15 protein-coding genes are annotated in these 14,680 nt (G+C 73.0%); 12 read left to right on the top strand and 3 right to left on the bottom strand.

The genetic code is table 11. The annotated features are described in order from the left end of the window. Nucleotides 1–571 precede the first annotated feature (571 nt). The 3 genes from FXF65_RS10975 to FXF65_RS10965 are packed head-to-tail and all read left to right on the top strand — an operon-like array spanning nt 572 to nt 3,376. Nucleotides 572–1,360, top strand: a complete 789-nt coding sequence (locus FXF65_RS10975) for a COG4705 family protein (RefSeq protein ID WP_222868499.1) — start codon at nt 572–574, stop codon at nt 1,358–1,360. 10 nt (nt 1,361–1,370) lie between these two features. After that, complete coding sequence (locus tag FXF65_RS10970; protein WP_148349652.1) at nt 1,371–2,027, top strand: response regulator transcription factor; 657 nt, start codon at nt 1,371–1,373, stop codon at nt 2,025–2,027. 59 nt (nt 2,028–2,086) lie between these two features. After that, nucleotides 2,087–3,376: a sensor histidine kinase gene (locus tag FXF65_RS10965; protein ID WP_222868498.1), complete on the top strand. Its 1,290-nt coding sequence runs from the start codon at nt 2,087–2,089 to the stop codon at nt 3,374–3,376. 64 nt (nt 3,377–3,440) lie between these two features. Here the strand turns inward: FXF65_RS10965 and FXF65_RS43625 are convergent, their stop codons facing one another. Next, entirely contained in the window at nt 3,441–4,112 is a 672-nt protein-coding gene (locus tag FXF65_RS43625; protein WP_187412212.1) for a M14 family zinc carboxypeptidase, read from the bottom strand. 394 nt (nt 4,113–4,506) lie between these two features. On the opposite strand from FXF65_RS43625, the gene FXF65_RS10955 reads away from it, so the two are divergent. Genes FXF65_RS10955 through FXF65_RS10945 form a run of 3 tightly spaced genes read left to right on the top strand, consistent with a single transcriptional unit; the run spans nt 4,507 to nt 6,544 of the window. After that, complete coding sequence (locus FXF65_RS10955; protein WP_187412211.1) at nt 4,507–5,199, top strand: DedA family protein; 693 nt, start codon at nt 4,507–4,509, stop codon at nt 5,197–5,199. Nucleotides 5,200–5,243: 44 nt separating this feature from the next. After that, nucleotides 5,244–5,600 carry a BlaI/MecI/CopY family transcriptional regulator gene (locus FXF65_RS10950; RefSeq protein ID WP_148349648.1) on the top strand — a complete coding sequence of 119 codons (357 nt, stop codon included), beginning with the start codon at nt 5,244–5,246 and terminating at the stop codon, nt 5,598–5,600. Between the two features lie 5 nt (nt 5,601–5,605). After that, nucleotides 5,606–6,544 (top strand): M56 family metallopeptidase, encoded by a 939-nt coding sequence (locus tag FXF65_RS10945; RefSeq protein ID WP_148349647.1) that lies wholly within the window; start codon nt 5,606–5,608, stop codon nt 6,542–6,544. Nucleotides 6,545–6,580: 36 nt separating this feature from the next. On the opposite strand, the gene FXF65_RS10940 is transcribed toward FXF65_RS10945, so the two are convergent. Further along, the gene (locus tag FXF65_RS10940; protein ID WP_148349646.1) at nt 6,581–6,970 is read right to left on the bottom strand and encodes a BlaI/MecI/CopY family transcriptional regulator; all 390 of its coding nucleotides are present in this window, start codon (nt 6,968–6,970) and stop codon (nt 6,581–6,583) included. 89 nt (nt 6,971–7,059) lie between these two features. Between FXF65_RS10940 and FXF65_RS10935 the strand changes: the two genes are divergently transcribed. Further along, the gene (locus FXF65_RS10935) at nt 7,060–7,722 is read left to right on the top strand and encodes a phosphatase PAP2 family protein (RefSeq protein WP_148349645.1); all 663 of its coding nucleotides are present in this window, start codon (nt 7,060–7,062) and stop codon (nt 7,720–7,722) included. A 1-nt stretch (nt 7,723) separates the two neighbouring features. Next, complete coding sequence (locus tag FXF65_RS10930) at nt 7,724–8,419, top strand: response regulator transcription factor (protein ID WP_148349644.1); 696 nt, start codon at nt 7,724–7,726, stop codon at nt 8,417–8,419. Here FXF65_RS10930 and FXF65_RS10925 read toward each other — a convergent pair. After that, entirely contained in the window at nt 8,401–9,783 is a 1,383-nt protein-coding gene (locus FXF65_RS10925) for a sensor histidine kinase (RefSeq protein WP_148349643.1), read from the bottom strand. The genes FXF65_RS10930 and FXF65_RS10925 overlap by 19 nt on opposite strands. Nucleotides 9,784–9,998: 215 nt before the next feature. Here FXF65_RS10925 and FXF65_RS10920 point away from each other — a divergent pair, with 215 nt between their 5' ends. From FXF65_RS10920 to FXF65_RS10905, 4 genes are read left to right on the top strand one after another with little or no spacing between them, the layout of a single operon-like run. After that, on the top strand, nt 9,999–10,622 hold the full coding sequence (locus tag FXF65_RS10920; protein ID WP_148349642.1) for a hypothetical protein: 624 nt from the start codon (nt 9,999–10,001) through the stop codon (nt 10,620–10,622). Further along, nucleotides 10,610–11,287: an ABC transporter ATP-binding protein gene (locus FXF65_RS10915; protein ID WP_148349641.1), complete on the top strand. Its 678-nt coding sequence runs from the start codon at nt 10,610–10,612 to the stop codon at nt 11,285–11,287. The genes FXF65_RS10920 and FXF65_RS10915 overlap by 13 nt, the downstream gene beginning before the upstream one ends. After that, on the top strand, nt 11,284–11,973 hold the full coding sequence (locus tag FXF65_RS10910; RefSeq protein ID WP_148349640.1) for an ABC transporter ATP-binding protein: 690 nt from the start codon (nt 11,284–11,286) through the stop codon (nt 11,971–11,973). Before FXF65_RS10915 ends, FXF65_RS10910 begins: the two co-directional genes overlap by 4 nt. Next, nucleotides 11,961–14,630, top strand: a complete 2,670-nt coding sequence (locus FXF65_RS10905; protein WP_148349639.1) for an ABC transporter permease — start codon at nt 11,961–11,963, stop codon at nt 14,628–14,630. Before FXF65_RS10910 ends, FXF65_RS10905 begins: the two co-directional genes overlap by 13 nt. The last annotated feature ends 50 nt before the right edge of the window (nt 14,631–14,680 follow it).

Raw genomic sequence — 14,680 nt, 5'->3', positions numbered from 1 at the left:
CCTGGCCGCAGGCGCAGGCGCAGCCAGCTGGCTGATCGGCGTGCAGATCTCCACCCGCTACGACGTCGCCGCGGGCGGTGCCATCACACTCGTCACCGGAACCTTGTTCGTCTCGTCCCTGGCTGTGACCACGGCATGGAACGTGGTGGCCACCCGCTGCCAGCGTGGCCGTCCGCCCGCACCCGATATGCCGTCCAGGCCAGCGGGCAGCGCGGTGAAGATGCATCTACGCCGCCGCCCTGCCGTCGCTCGGTGGCCAGCCCCGTGCGATGACGTCGAGGGCATCGCGTTCACCGACCGCCCCCAGCCCGATCCAGGGCTCGCCGCGAGTCGGTCGGTGAGCATGCCGACGCAGCCGAGTATGCGGGCGCCGAGACCGGCCGGCTGGGCGAGGATCGTCGCGGAGCCGGTGTCCGAAGCGGACGGTGCGCCCGTGATGAGCGAGTTGATCAGCTCGGCTGTGGGAGTGAGGGCGGCCAGGTCCGGTTCGGACTGGTCCAGCTCGTCGAGTCGGCGGATCAGGCGACGGTGTTCAGGTCGTTTTCAGATAACTCTTGCGATGCTCGCCCTCATGACGACCAGCACACGACAAACGGCGCTGACGCGCCCCAAGCTGAACAAGGTCCCAGAAGTCACGATCTACTTCTGGGTCATCAAGGTCCTGTGCACCACCGTCGGGGAGACGGCCGCCGATTTTCTCAACGACACCGTCGGTCTCGGGCTCACCAGGACGGCACTGGTGATGAGCGTCCTGCTGGGGACGGTCCTGGTGGTGCAGTTCCGACTCCGCGCATATGTGGCGGGCATCTATTGGGTGAGCGTCGTACTGATCAGCATCGTCGGCACCCTCATCACCGACGAACTGACCGATGGTCTGGGCGTTCCGCTCGAAGCCACCACAACGATCTTCACCCTCGTCCTCGCGGGGACTTTCGCGCTCTGGTACGCGGTCGAGCGGACGCTGTCCATCCACACCATCCTCACCACCCGCCGCGAAGCCTTCTACTGGGCGGCCGTCCTGTTCACCTTCGCGCTCGGCACCGCCGCGGGCGATCTCGTCGCGGAACGGCTCGACGTCGGATACCCGCTGTCGGTGGTGCTGTTCGGCGCCCTGATCGCGGTCGTGGCCGGCGCGCGTCTCGTGGTCGGTCTGCACGCGATCACCGCGTTCTGGATCGCCTACGTCCTGACCCGGCCACTGGGCGCGTCGATCGGCGACTACCTCTCCCAGGCGCGCGAGGACGGCGGGCTCGGCCTGGGCACCACCGTGACCAGCGGACTCTTCCTGGCCCTCATCTGCGCCCTGGTCATCTACCTGACCGTCTCCCGGCGTGATCGGACCCCGGCCGTCCAGTCGTGATACTGGGGCGGTGACCACCCATCACGTGCTGATCGTGGAAGACGATCGGCCACTGCGCGCGGCCCTCGCCCGCGGCCTGCGGGAAGAGGGCTTCGCCGTGTCGACCGCCGACGACGGCGCCGGAGCGCTGCGCGCCGGCGCGGTGGACGCCGTCGTCCTGGACGTCGCGCTGCCCGACTCCGACGGCAGGGACGTCTGCCAGGCCCTGCGAGCGCGCGGCGTGGACGTCCCCGTGCTGTTCCTGACCGCCCATGACGCCTTGGTCGACCGATTGTCGGGCTTCTCGTCCGGCGGGGACGACTACCTCGCCAAGCCGATCCATCTCGCGGAACTGGCCGCCCGGCTGCGTGCCGCGCTGCGCCGGGCGGGGCCGGCGCGCACGGAGGCCGGGCCCCTCACGCTCGACCCTGCCCGTCACACGCTGGAGCACCGGGGCCGTTCGGTGGCCCTCACGCCCACGGAGTTCCGCCTGCTGGCACGCCTCATGGCCGAGCCGGCGGCGGTCGTCCGCCGACATGCCCTGCTCGGCGCGGCCTGGCCGGACGGAGCCCAGGTGTCGGAGAACACCCTCGATCAGTACATGACGCGGCTGCGTCGCAAGATCCGGGAGTTGGACGCGCAGTGCGGCATCATCACCGTCCGCGGCGTGGGCTACCGGTTCGCATGAGGCCGGGTACGCCGCCGCGCCTGGTCCCGCGGACGCTGTTCCGAACGAGGCCCCGCACCTTGCGCGGGCGACTGGCGCTGCTCGCCCTCGTCACCACGGCCGCGTGGGTGCTGTTGCTGACGTTGCTGTTCAACGTCCTGCTCAGCGGCCGGCTGCGCGCGGACGCCGACGACCTGCTGCGCACACGCGCGGAGGCGGCGGCGTCCACCGTCCAGGTGCTGCCCGGCGGCACGCTGCGGATCGCCGAGCCCGCCGACGACAGCGCCCTGGACACCGACATCTGGATCTATCAGGGCGCTCGCGCGGTGGAGCGGCCCAACACGCGGCGTTCGCTGCAGCGCCAGGCCGACGCGCTCGCCGGTCGGGGATCGGGTTTCGCCACCGCCGCCGGGGTCCGCTGGTATGCCCTGCCCCTGCCCGGCCCCGGCGGTCGCCGCGCCGGGACGGTCGTGACGGCGGTCGGACTGAGCTCCTACCATCGGACTCTGACCTCGGCGCTCGCGGGATCGATCGTCCTCGCCGTGCTTCTGCTCCTGGGGGTGTACGCGGTGACACGTGCCGTGGTGGGGCGTGCGCTGCGTCCGGTCGCCGAGATGACCCGCCAGGCCGCCGACTGGAGCGGGCACGACCTCGGCCGCCGGTTCGGCGTGGGACGCCGTCCCGCCGAACTCTCGTCCCTGGCGGCCCGCCTTGACGAACTCCTGGACCGCCTGGCCGTCGTGCTGCGTCATGAGCAGCAGTGGAGCGCCGAGTTGTCGCATGAACTGCGCGCGCCGCTGTCGAGGATCGTCGCCGAGGCCGACTGGCTCTACCGGCGGCCCCGCCCCGCCGAGGGCCGCCGGGCGGCACTCGATGTGATCAGGAGCGCGGCCGACGAGATGCAGCAGATCTGCGAGACCCTGCTCGCCGAAGCCAGGAACCGGAGCACACGGCTGCCCGGCCGTTGCCATCTGGCGGAGTTCGCGGCCGATCTGTCCGCGCGGTGGCCCTCGGCGGCGCCCCGCCTGCGGGTGGAGACCGGTGACGGAGAGCTGACCGTCGGCGCCCCGCCGGAGATCGTCCAGCGGACCCTCGCGCCACTGCTGGACAATGCGCGCCGCTACGCTGCCACGACTGTTGTGGTGCGGTTCGAGCCCGGTGTCTCCATCGTCGTCTCCGACGACGGCGCCGGGATCTCCGAAGCCGCGCGTGACCACGTCTTCGAGCCCGGATACCGCGCGGAGCCCGGCGACGGCCACCGGGGCGCGGGCCTGGGCCTGGCACTGGCCCGCAGGCTCGCCCGCTCCGCGGGCGGCGACCTGGTCCTCGACGGCCACAGCACGTTCGTCCTGCGGCTGCCACCGGGCTGATCGGGAAGCGGGACCAGCGGGTTGACGGGCCTCTGTCGCGGTGCCTGACCAGCGCCTCGCGCGGTCACGGCCCGGTGATCCGACGGACGGCGTCCGCGTACCGGCGGACCGCCTGCGCCGATAGCCGCCCACCGGGGAGCTCGACCACGAACGCGCTGCCGCGGACGAGGGTGTTCTCCCAACCCGTGGCGCTCCCTGGATGGTCGGTGAGCTTCCGTGGCGGGAGTCCCACATCCCGGGCGAAGCGCCGCTCGACTCCCTTTGGGCCCTCGGAGTCGTCGACGACGGCCGTTTCCTGGTGGAACCACACTCCGATAGTCGGGCGGACCCGCCGTATGAGGTCGGCGGCGTACAGGGACTCCGGCTCTGAGAGCGGCCTGCCGCCGGGATAGTGGACCGAGCCGGGTGCGCCGTCCGGACGCCACCGTGCGGGGAAGTTGCGGTTGAGGTCGACGCCGCGCGCGTTGCCCCGCGTCTGGGTTGCCACACCGTCCGGGTTGAGCACGCGGACCACCCACAGGTCCGCGCTCGCCGGCGCGGACCCGGCGGCCAGGGCGTCCGCCACCGGTACACCGGCCGGCTCGTTCCCGTGCACGCAGCCGACGACCAGCACCCGCCGGTTCGCACGCGGGTTCCCCAACTCGACCGCAGTGATCGGGCGTCCCTGGACCGACCTGCCCAGCGGTATCGTCCGGCGGACCGTCGCGACCGCCGAGCTCTGCTGCGCGGCGGTCACTCCACCGCGGGCTCCAGGCCGCGCCGACGACCACCCGGCCCTGCCGGACGCGCCACACACCGCCGAGAAGATCAGAACGGCGAGGAGGAGCGTTGAAGCGCCGCGCCAGGACGTCCGCCGGCGAACCATCGCGATCCCCCCCCAGACTTGTGCTGCCAGTTGACCTGGGAGGAATTGGTTCTCACCTACCCGAGTCGCCAATAGTGATACATCGAATCCATATGGTGATCTTTCGATGCCCCGCACCGCAGGGAAGGTGAGTCGGCTCCGCGTATCGCGGCCGGCGGTCGCGGGGACCCCGAACACCTCCACCGAATATCTACAAGGATGTAGATTTTTTGGGAGGGCTGGGAACGTCGGGCCGGTCCGGGAACGGGGAGTGATGCTCGAAGCCATGGGAGTCGTTCCGGCGGTGGTGAATCCGCTGGACGCGGGTTCGCTGCTGGCGGCCTTCGGGACGGTCGGCATCGCGGTGGTGCTGTTCGCTGAGACGGGGTTGCTCGTCGGCTTCTTCCTGCCGGGTGATTCGCTGCTGTTCACCGCGGGACTGTTGTGCACGGCCGGGGGGCATGGCGACACGCGGCTGTCCCTGCCCTGGGTGCTGTGCGCTGCCGCGGCCGGGGCGATCCTCGGAGCGCAGTGCGGGTTCGTCCTCGGGCGCCGCGGCGGGCGCGTGCTGCTCGCCCGGAGCCGGAACCGGCACCTGCTGAACGGCGTGGCGCGGGCGGAGGAACTGCTGGGGCGCTACGGGCATGCCAAGGCGATCGTGCTGGCGCGGTTCGTGCCCGTCGTGCGGACCGTCCTCAACCCGTTGGCCGGCGCCCTGGACGTGCCCGCCGGAGCGTTCACACTGTGGCAGGTCACCGGTGGGCTCGTGTGGAGCGTCGGGCTGGTGCTGGCGGGCTATCTGCTTGGGTCCTCGATTCCGAACATCGACACCTACCTGCTTCCCGCCGTCGCCGTGGTCGTGGTGATCTCGCTGCTTCCGGTGGGCGTGGAACTGCTGAGGGCCCGGCGCCGGAAGGCTAGGTCCGGTGAGGCTCGCAGTGCGCGGAACAGCAGGCAGAGCGACGACCCGGCGCCGTGACACACTGGTCGGCGGAAGTGCTGAAGGGTTCGGCGAGGAGGCGCATGGCCGGCGGACGGCGCGAGGCGGGCGCGCTGGAGTCGGCGATCATGAGCGTCCTGCAGGATGCCGGTGAGGCGTTGGCCGCCGCCGAGGTGCGGCGCCGCCTGGACGGGGGACTCGCCTACTCCACCGTGGTGACCATCCTCTCCCGGATGCACGGCAAGGGGCTGCTCGTCCGCACCAAGGAGGGACGCGCCTTCCGGTACGCACCGGTCAGCGATGAGCCGGGGCTCGCGGCGCACCGCATGCACCAGGTTCTGGACGGGCGTCCCGACCGGGAGACGGTGCTGGCCCGATTCGTCGAGTCGCTGTCCGGCGAGGACGAGCGGCGGGTGCGCGAACTGCTCGAAGGCCGGTGAGCGTGATGGACGTGGACGAGTTCCTGCCGTTGGTGCTCCCGGCCGTGATGGCGTGCGCCGCGCGCCCGCTGTCCGGGCGACTGCCGCCCCGCACGGCCACCTGGCTGCTGACCGTGACCGGAACCCTGCTGGCCCTGGCCAGCACGGCCACGCTGGCGGTCTTCGCCCTCGGCGGGGCGCTGCGGCTGCCGCTGATCGCCAGGCTCGGGCACCTGTCGGGGCATGTCCTGCGCGATGGCGCCCAGCCGGTCCCCGCCGTGGCCGCGGTCGCCGCTCTGGCGCTGTTCACGTCCCTGGGCAGCGCGGGGTACGCCATGGCGACGCAGGCCCGGGCGCTGCTGGACGGCGCCCGGACCGCCCGCGGGCTTCCCGGCGAGGGCGAGCTGGCCGTCGTGGCGGACGACGCGGCCGACGCGTTCGCCCTCCCCGGCCGGCCGGGGCGCATCGTCGTGTCCACCGGCATGCTGGCGGTCCTCGATCCCGCCGAGCGGGACGTCCTGCTCGCCCACGAGCGCGCCCACCTGGCCGGACGCCACCATCTGTTCCGGACCGCGGCCCACCTCGCCGCCGCCGTCAACCCGCTGCTGTGGCCGCTGCGCGGCGCGGTGGTCTACGCGACCGAGCGGTGGGCCGACGAGTCCGCCGCCGCGCGCACCGGTCGGGAGCGGGCGGCGCGCGCGATCGGCAAGGCGGCGCTGGCCCGCAGCCACCGTCCCGGGCCGAGCGGCGCGTCCGCGCTCGGCATCGGCTCCGCCCTCGCCCGACGCGGCGGGCGCCGCCCCGGACCGCTGCCTCGCAGGGTCGCCGCGCTGCTCGCGCCCCCGCCACCCCGGCGAGTGCTGCTCGTCGCGGCCACCCTGGCCCTGGCCGCCCTGTCGGTCCTGGCGGCGAACGACGGGGCGTTCGACCTGCACCAGCTCATCGAACACGCGCAGGCGGGCTAGGGACGCGCCCGCGCGGATCCGGCCCGCCGCCCGCGGCTAGGCGGTGGCGCCGCCTCCATGGCCGGGCCGCCGGAGCAGGGAACGCAGCAGCCGCTCGTCGTCGGCGTCGAGGTCGGAGACGAAACGCGCCAGGACCGTCGGCCGGTCGATGCCGCTCCCGTCCAGTTCCCTGAGCATTCGCCGGGCGGTCAGCGCGGCCGGATCGGCCACCGCGGGACTGTAGGCGTAGGTCCGCCCGGTACGCGTCCGGCGCACCACGCCCTTGGCGTGGAGCCGGGACAGGATGGTGGTGATGGTCGTCCGGGCCAGACCTCCGCCCACGGCGGCCTGGACCTCGCGCACGGTCATCGGCTCCGCGGCGGCCCAGAGGGCATCGAGTACCGCGCCTTCGAGCTCACCCGCGGGGCGGCGCTCTCCCGAGATCACGAACCGAGTCTGCCACACGGTCGTCTACAGTCATGTAGACGTCTACAGTGCTGTAGACGAACAGTGTGTGAACACGATCGGACACCTGGATGAGCGCTGCCACGTCCCTGCTCGGCCCCGCCTCGCCCGACGCGGGCCTGTACGCCGAGGTGACCCGGCTGGCCCGGCAGACTCCGGACCTTCTGGACGACATGATCGTCCTCTATTCCGCGGTCGGACTGGCGCTGTTCGCGGCGGTCATGGTCGCAGCGTGGTGGCTGGCCCGCGGCGCCGGCGACGCCACGATGGCGCGGGCGCTCGCGGCCCCCGTGGTGGTGGTCGCGGTATACGGGGTCAACACCATGCTCAAGGGGGCCGTTCACGAGATCCGGCCCTGCCGTGCCATCCCGGGCAGCTTCACGCTGGAGAAATGCCCGTCGGCGGGCGACTGGTCGTTTCCCAGCAATCACGCCGCCATCGCATTCGCGGCGGCCGCCGCGCTGTGGGCGGTCAACCGGTGGCTCGGCGCGGCGGGGACGGTGGCAGCGGTCCTGATGGCGGCGTCACGGGTATGGGTGGGGGTCCACTATCCCCACGACGTCGCCGTCGGCGCGATCGTCGGCCTCGCCCTCGCGGCGCCGCTCACGGTGGCCGTCGGGAAGGCGTCCCCAATTGTGCGACGCGCGCGCGGCGGACGTCTGCGTTTCCTGCTGTCGGCGCGGCCCCCCACCGCAGGGGCGTCGCAGGGCCGGAGCTCGCTGGAGCATACTTAGCATGGAAATCGTGACTGCTCAACTGCTGATCGTCGAGGACGACCCGGCCATCGGGACAGAACTGGTCGAGGCGCTCACCGGTCACGGTTACGGAGTCGTCCTCGCGGTCACCGCCCAGGAGGCCATCGACGCGGCGGGCACGCGTCCGCCCGATCTGATCCTGCTCGATCTCGGGCTGCCGGACATCGACGGCCCCGTCCTGTGCCGGAGGCTGCGCGGTTTCCTTGCCGACACCGTGATCGTGGTGCTGACGGCCCGCACCGCGGAACTCGACGTGATCGTCGCCCTCGACGCGGGAGCCGACGACTACCTGACCAAGCCGTTCCGGCTCACGGAGTTGCTGGCCCGGTTGCGCGCCCATCTGCGGCGTCAGCGGGTCCTGCCCGACGACCGGGCCGTCGAGGTGGGCCGGCTCCGGCTGGATCTGGCGGCCCGGCGGGCGTTCCTGGACGGCGTCGAGCTGGACCTGCGCCCGAAGGAATTCGACCTGCTCGCCGTCCTGGTGTCCCGGGCGGGCCAGGTGGTCAGCCGTGAGCAGTTGATGGACGAGGTCTGGGACGTCAACTGGTTCGGGTCGACCAAGACGCTCGACGTGCACGTCTCGGCCTTGCGGCGGAAGCTCTCCCCGCTCGGCGAGGAGTCCGGGCCCATCACCACCCTTCGCGGGCGCGGTTACCGCTACGAGGCCGGCGCCTGAGACGGCGGGTCGGCGGGCGCCGCCGTCGCGGGCAGCAGCAGGGTGAACACCGGCGGACGCGCGCGGCGCAGCACCAGCCGGCCGCCCTCGGCCTCGGCGAGGGAGCGCGCCAGCGCCAGCCCGATCCCGCGCCCCGCCCCGGGCGCCCCGGCCGGGTGGGTGCGGCGGCGGGCGAAGACGTCGGGGGCGTCGTCGGCGATGCCCGCCCCCTCGTCGGTCACGTCGATGGCCAGGCTGCCGCCGACGTCACCGGCATGGACGGTGACCTCGCCGTGGCCGTGCACCAAGGCGTTGTCGACAAGGACGTCCATGATCTGTGACACCGCCGCCGGCGCCGCCCGTGCCTCGGGGAGGGGGTCCTCGCGCTCGATGGTCAGCGGACGGCCCCGGGAGGCCAGCGGGCCGTGCCAGCGAAGACGGACGTCCTCCAGCAGCGCGGGCACCTCCAGCGGTCGGCGTTCCGGCCCGGTGTCGCGGGCCAGGTCGAGCAGTTCGTCGATGATGCGCTGGATGCGGCGGCCCCGCTCGACCGCCGTGCCGATGGCGGCGCGCAGGTCCGCGCCCGGCCGTTCCAGCGCGCGCTCCAGCCCCAGGAGCAGACCGGTGAGCGGTGTGCGCAACTGGTGGGACACGTCCGCGCTGAAGGCGCGTTCCCGTTCCAGGACCGCGCCGAGCCGACGGGCCGTGGTCGTGAGGGCCGATCCGGCCTCGTCGGCTTCCCGCAGGCCCGAGCGTGTGGTCTGGACGCTGAAGTCGCCGCCGCCGAGTCGGCGGGCCGCGTCCGTCAGGCGTTCCAGCGGTGTGGCCAGCCGCCGGGCGAGGTAGCGGGCCAGCAGCGCGGCGCAGCCGACGATCAGGGCGGCGAGCCCGGCCATCGCGAGCAGGGCCCGCTCGATCCGGTCGGTGGTCAGATCGTAGGGCGCGCTGACCCGGACGATCGCCGTGACGCCCTCGTCGGAGGGGACCGGGGCCGAGACGGCGATCTGGTCGTGCTCGACCCGGTCATGGACCCGCCCGTCGCGCCCCCGGACGGCCAGCGGGGATTGGGACGGTCCGTCCCCGGTCAACCGGGAGCCGGTGAGCCCGTAGACGCCCACGGTCAGGTGGGGCGAGAGCCCTTCCGGCCGCGGCACGCTCCGCGGCTTGTGGGCGAGGTCGTCGGGGACCACGGCGGCGATCCTCGTGGCGTCCCGTTCGAGTTCGGTGATCGTCTCGTCCCGGTAGAGCCGTTGCACCGACAGGGCCAGCGGCAGGGCGAACAGCACGATCGCCAGGGCCGTGACCCCGACGATCGCGACCAGCACCTGGCGGCGCAGCGGCCTGCCCTCGGGCCGCCGCCCCGGCTCGACACGCGAATCGTCCACGAGCGCCAGCCTGCCATCGGAAAGGTAAGGGGAGCCCTAATGCGCGGACCTGGCGATACGCGGGCCTCGACCGCTCTCGGGCCAGGGAAGCGGTTTTGTGAGGCTGCGCTTGTCCGGCGTTAACCGTAGTTAGCCGACCGCTCACTCACCGGCTCCTAGCGTGAGGCCGAATGTCCTGATCAGAGCTGAATCGGCGCTGAGTGAGGAGCAATCAGATGCGAGTGAGGAGCATCCTGGCGGCCGGTGCGATCGTGGCGATCGCCGCCGCCGGCTGCGGGGGCGGCACGTCGTCTTCGACGAGTTCGGGACCCGCCACGTCCGGGCGTACGCCGGTGACCGGCGGGTCCGCGGCCCCCGCGCCGGTGGAGACCGAGTCCAATCCGCCCGGCGACATCCCGGACGACACCGCGTTCGTGCCCTTCCGGCCGTCCGGTGGCCGGTACGAGGTCAAGGTGCCCGAAGGGTGGGCGCGTACCGGACTGCCCACCGGGGCCGTCTTCACCGACAAGCTCAACTCGGTCCGGGTCGAGGTCGCGCCCGCGTCCACCCCGCCCACCGTGCGCGGCGCCCGGGCCGAGGCACCCGGGATCAAGGCGGCCAACCTGACCGTCGTCAAGGCCGAAAGCCTTCAGCGCAAGGGCGGCACCGCCGTCCGGCTGGTCTACCGCTTCGACAGCGCACCCGACCCGGTGACGGGCAAGGTGGTTCGGGACGAGGCCGAACGGTACGAGTTCTTCAAGGCCGGCCAGCAGGCCGTGGTCACCCTGTCCGGGCCGGTCGGCGCCGACAACGTCGACCCGTGGCGCACGGTCTCCGACTCCTTCCGGTGGCTGCGGTGACCGCGGCCCCGCCTCCTCTGGAGGCCACGGAGCTGTATCGCTTCTACCGTGCCGGAGACGAGGAGACCAAGGCGCTGCGGGGAGTCAGCCTGGCCGTCGCGGCGGGTGAGTTCGTCGCGGTGACGGGGCCGTCCGGGTCGGGCAAGTCCACCCTGCTGGCCTGCCTGGCCGGCCTGGACGAACCCGACGGCGGCACCGTGCGCGTCGGCGGCGTCCGCATCAGCCACCGCCCGCAAGCCGAACGCACGGCGCTGCGCGCCCGGCTGATCGGAATGCTGTTCCAGTCGGGAAACCTGCTGGAGCATCTCACCGTCCGGGCCAACATCGACTTGGCCCAGCGGCTGGCCGGACGCCCCGATCCCACGTGGCGGAACGCCTTGCTGGACGCGCTCGGGCTGGCCGGCCGGGGCCGGATCCGCCCGGCCCGATTGTCCGGCGGGGAATCCGCCCGGGCGGGCCTGGCGGTCGCGCTGGCCAACCGTCCCGCGGTGCTGCTGGCCGACGAGCCCACCGGCGAACTGGACCGGCGCACCGAGCGCCGGGTCCTCGACCTGCTGCGCGACCAGGCCGACCAGGGCACCGCCGTGATCGTGGCCTCCCACAGCCCGGCCGTCGCCGCCGCCGCGGACCGGACGCTCGCACTCGACAGCGGGCGGCAGGCATGACCGGCCCGGACTCCGACGAGCGGCTCGTCCGACTCACCGACGTGGCCCGGACCTACGGGCGCGGCCCCGACGCCGTCGTGGCCGTGCACGGGGTGACCCGCACGCTCGGCAGAGCGGACCGCGTCGCGGTCACCGGTGCGTCCGGGTCGGGCAAGTCCACCCTGCTGCACCTGATCAGCGGCCTGGACGACCCCACCGCGGGCCGGATCGACTGGCCCGGACTCGGCGGCCGGCCGTTCGGCAGGCCGGGAGTGGTCGGCATGGTCTTCCAGGGGCCCAGCCTCATCGCTCCCCTGGACGTCCTGGGCAACGTCGCGCTACCGCTGGTCCTAGCGGACACGGCGGAGACCGAAGCGGTGGACCGGGCCCGGCGGGCACTGGACGCCGTCGGGCTGACGAACCTGGCGACCCGGCTGCCCGAGGAACTGTCCGGCGGGCAGGCCCAGCGCGTCGCCGTCGCCCGCGTGCTCGCCGCCGAACCGGCGCTGATCGTCGCCGACGAGCCGACCGCGCAACTCGGCTCCGCACACGCCGCCCAGGTGATCGACCTGCTCGTGCGGGCGGCCGACGACCTGAACGCCGCGCTGATCGTGGCGACCCACGACCCGCACATCGCCGAACGGCTGCCGCGCCGCTGGCGGATGGCCGACGGCGCGCTCATGGAAGGAGAGCCATGCTCGTCCTGATATGGCTGCGCGGACTGCTGGCCCGCCGCGCCGCGCGATCGATCATGACCGCCGCCGGAATCGCCGTCGCGGTGGGGCTGCTCGCCTCACTCGGAACGTTCCTGGCGTCGGCCAAGGCGTCCATGACCCAGCGTTCGGCCGACCGGGTCCCGGTGGACTGGCAGGTCGACCTACCTCAGGGCGCCGCCGTCCCCGACCTGAAGGCCATGGATCCGCGCATCACCACTGCCCTCCCCGTCGGGTTCGCCGCGACCACGGGACTGCAATCACAAGACCGGGGGCAGGTCCTCAACACCGGCCCCGGCCAGGTCCTCGGCCTGCCACCGGGATACGCCACCGCCTTCCCCGGGGAGCTGCGCACGCTGACCGGGCGTCCGGACGGAGTGCTGCTCGCCCAGCAGACCGCCGCCAACCTGCACGCGGCCCCCGGTTCCACCATCACGATCCACCGGACCGGACTACCGGACGCCACGGTCGTGGTCGACGGAGTCGCCGAGCTTCCCGAGGCCGATTCCCTCTTCCAGAAGGTCGGCGCTCCCGTCGGCGCACAGCCGCAGGCCCCTCCCGACAACGTGGTGCTGCTGCCCGCCGCCACCTGGCACCGGCTGTTCGACACGGACACCCGGGCCCACACCCAGGTACACGCACGGTTGCGGCACGACCTTCCCGCCGACCCCGCCGCCGCCTACGTCCAGGAGACCGGCACCACCCGCAACCTTGAGCAGCGGCTGGCCGGCGCCGGGCTGGTCGGCGACAACCTGGGCGCCGCCCTCGGCGCCGCCCGTGAAGACGCCGCCTACGCGCAAATGCTCTTCCTGTTCCTCGGCGTGCCGGGCGCGGTGCTCGCGGCGCTGCTCACCGCGCTCGTCGCCGGTTCCGCCGCGGCACGGCGGCGCGCCGAGCAGGCGCTGCTGCGCACGCGGGGGGCGTCCCGGCGCACGCTGATCACCCTCGCCCTCACCGAAGCGAGTCTGGCGGGCGTGACCGGCGCCGCCGCCGGGCTGGCACTGGCCGCGCTCACCGGACGGCTGGCCTTCGGCGCCACCGGCTTCGGCACCACCACCGCAACGACCGCTCTGTGGGGCGCGACCGCAGCTGCGGCCGGGCTGCTCATCGCCGCGCTGACCGTGCTGCTGCCCGCCGTCCGCGACGCCCGCACCGTCGCCGTCGTGACCGCCCGCCGGGCGATCGGCCCACCCCGCCGGGCTCCGGCCTGGCTGCGGTACGGGCTCGACCTGTGGTTGTTGGGCCTGTCCGGCCTCGTCTTCTGGATCACCAGTCGCAACAACTACTCCATCGTCCTGGTACCCGAGGGGCTGCCGACCATCTCGGTGAGCTACTGGGCGTTCGCCGGCCCGGCCCTGCTGTGGCTCGGCGGAGGGATGCTGGCCTGGCGCGTCGTCCACATGCTCCTCGCCCCGCGCGGGCGGGACGCCGAGCCGCTGCGGCGGCGTTTCCTCACCCGCCTGCTGCGCCCGATCGCCGGGCCGCTCGCGGGCACCGTCACCACCACCCTCGGCGGCCAGCGGAACCTGCTCGCCCGCACCGTCGCCCTGGCCGCTCTGGCCGTGGTCTTCGCCGCGTCGACGGCCGTGTTCGGCGCCACCTACCGGCAGCAGGCAGCCGCCGACGCCCAGCTCACCAACGGCGCCGATGTGACCGTCACCGAATCTCCCGGCGCCTACGTACCACCGGCCCAAGAGAAGGCGATCGCCGCTGCTTCGGGAGTCTCCACCGTCGAGCCGCTCCAGCACCGCTTCGCCTACGTCGGCTCCGACCTGCAGGACCTGTACGGCGTGCGGACCTCGACCATCGCCCGCACCACCCATCTCCAGGACGCGTACTTCAGCGGCGGAACCGCCCACGACCTGATCGCGAGGCTGGCCCACCGACCCGACGGGGTGCTGGTCAGCCAGGAGACCGCGCATGACTTCCAACTACACCCGGGCGACCTGCTCCGGCTGCGGCTCCAGGACGGCCGGACCAAGCAATACCGCACCGTCACGTTCCACTACGCCGGCGTCGTCAAAGAGTTCCCCACCGCGCCGCGCGACAGCTTCCTGGTCGCCAACGCGAGCTACATCGCGAACCAGACCGGAACCGACACCGTGGGCTCCTTCCTCGTCGGCACTCACGGCGGAGCGTCACCCCCGGCCGTGGCCGCCGCGCTCCGCTCCCGTCTCGGCCCGCAAGCGCAGATCACCGACCTGCACACCACCCGCAAGATCATCGGTTCCAGCCTCACCGCCGTCGACCTCGGCGGCCTCACCCGCATCGAGCTCGGCTACGCCCTCGCCCTGATCGCCTTCGCCACCGGCGTGCTGCTGGCGCTCGGCTTCACCGAACGCCGCCGGACCTTCGCGCTCGTCCGCACCCTGGGCGCACGGCCCCGCCAACTCGGCGCGTTCGTCTGGGCCGAGGTCGCACTGATCCTGACCGGCGCGGCGGCTCTCGGCGGGCTCGTCGGCTGGGCCCTGACACACATGCTCGTCAAGGTCCTGACCGGCGTCTTCGATCCGCCACCCGACCACCTCGCCGTGCCCTGGACCTATCTGGCCGCCGTGGCCGGGACCGCCGTCGCGGTCATGGTCGCCGCGGCCCTCGTCGCCCTGCGCGCCGCCCGCCGTCCACCGCTCACCGTCCTGCGCGACCTGTGACCGCGCGACCACGAACCCAGGGACCCCGACCACGGGACGGAGGCACCGGC

This window comes from Actinomadura syzygii (assembly GCF_008085905.1).
Lineage (GTDB): Bacteria > Actinomycetota > Actinomycetes > Streptosporangiales > Streptosporangiaceae > Spirillospora > Spirillospora syzygii.
Note: the sequence above shows the minus strand (reverse complement) of the source record. Positions and strands in the feature narration are given on the sequence as shown.

Excerpts from the sequence above, each read along its gene's own strand:
- FXF65_RS10905 (WP_148349639.1), top strand. The coding sequence starts at position 11,961 with ATGCTCGTCCTGATATGGCTGCGCGGACTGCTGGCCCGCCGCGCCGCG.
- FXF65_RS10955 (WP_187412211.1), top strand. The coding sequence starts at position 4,507 with ATGGGAGTCGTTCCGGCGGTGGTGAATCCGCTGGACGCGGGTTCGCTG.
- FXF65_RS10910 (WP_148349640.1), top strand. The coding sequence starts at position 11,284 with ATGACCGGCCCGGACTCCGACGAGCGGCTCGTCCGACTCACCGACGTG.
- FXF65_RS10930 (WP_148349644.1), top strand. The coding sequence starts at position 7,724 with ATGGAAATCGTGACTGCTCAACTGCTGATCGTCGAGGACGACCCGGCC.
- FXF65_RS10975 (WP_222868499.1), top strand. The coding sequence starts at position 572 with ATGACGACCAGCACACGACAAACGGCGCTGACGCGCCCCAAGCTGAAC.
- FXF65_RS10950 (WP_148349648.1), top strand. The coding sequence starts at position 5,244 with ATGGCCGGCGGACGGCGCGAGGCGGGCGCGCTGGAGTCGGCGATCATG.
- FXF65_RS10935 (WP_148349645.1), top strand. The coding sequence starts at position 7,060 with ATGAGCGCTGCCACGTCCCTGCTCGGCCCCGCCTCGCCCGACGCGGGC.
- FXF65_RS10945 (WP_148349647.1), top strand. The coding sequence starts at position 5,606 with ATGGACGTGGACGAGTTCCTGCCGTTGGTGCTCCCGGCCGTGATGGCG.
- FXF65_RS10920 (WP_148349642.1), top strand. The coding sequence starts at position 9,999 with ATGCGAGTGAGGAGCATCCTGGCGGCCGGTGCGATCGTGGCGATCGCC.